Genomic DNA, 1,060 nt, shown 5'->3' with positions numbered 1-1,060 from the left:
CTAGCATACTAATTCCTAATAATAAGTTTATTTTTAAGCTAATGAATCAAGTTCTAAATTCATTTAGCTTTTTGTTTAGTTGTTCTGTCATCTCACTTAGATGATTTGCTGCTCCTGCTATTTCTTCTACGCTTCTTGCGTTTTCATTAGTGATAGTATTCATATTATTTACTCCACTTAATATCTCGCTCATATCTTTGCTTGTGCTTATATAATCATTTACAGTTGCTTCACTAATTTTTACAGCTTCACTCATTACTTTCCCCATTTCATTAATTGTATCTTGGGTATTACTTGCTACTTGAGTTAATTTACTAATTTCTGCTGAATTAGTGCTCATTTGCTCGCTTGCATCTTTAATACCTTGAACTATAACGCTTATTGTTGCATTTATTTCACTAAGGCTTTTTTGAGTTCTCTCAGCTAAACTTCTTACTTCATCAGCTACTACGGCAAATCCTCTACCATGCTCTCCTGCTCTTGCAGCTTCTATTGCAGCATTTAGTGCAAGTAAGTTAGTCTGGTCTGCTACATCGTTAATTATTTCTAAAATAGATTTAACATTATCAGCATCACGGCTTAATTGCTCAATCTTACTAGCTAAAGCACTTTCTATATCAGCACTATGATTTATTTGATTAGTTAATGAATTAATAGCATCGTTTGCTGATTTTATAAACTTACTTGCATTACTTAATTCATCTTTACCTTTAGCTGCACCAATTACACCTTTATCAAGGTTTGCTTTAGTATTAGTTCCTTTATTAGCTACTTCTGTAACTATTACACTACCTTCTTCTGCACGCTTACCTGTTTGAAGACTTGTGTGGCTTAATTCATTTGCTATTGAAGCGTTTTCATTTGAGATATCTTTTGCTTGTGCTATTAGAATTCTTACTTTTTCTAAGAATATATTAATAGCTTTACAAGCTTGAGCTATTTCATCATTACCTTTATCATCTAGCTTTTTAGTTAAATCTCCATCTCCACTGCTAAGTTCGTTTGATTTAGCTGTTAGATTGTTTAGTGGGCGAGTGATTTGGAATTTTACGAAGATAAT

Annotated in this window: 1 protein-coding gene; it reads right to left on the bottom strand. The window is 32.4% G+C overall.

Annotated features, from left to right (window positions below; translation table 11 throughout):
- Nucleotides 1–46: 46 nt before the first annotated feature.
- Nucleotides 47–1,060 (bottom strand): methyl-accepting chemotaxis protein (locus AVBRAN12654_RS09320; protein WP_214150668.1); only part of this gene is annotated, 1,014 nt, incomplete at its 5' end.

This window comes from Campylobacter sp. RM12654 (genome assembly GCF_020137585.1).
Classification (GTDB): domain Bacteria; phylum Campylobacterota; class Campylobacteria; order Campylobacterales; family Campylobacteraceae; genus Campylobacter_E.
The sequence above is the reverse complement of the archived record's forward strand: the minus strand, read 5'-3'. Positions and strand labels throughout refer to the sequence as shown.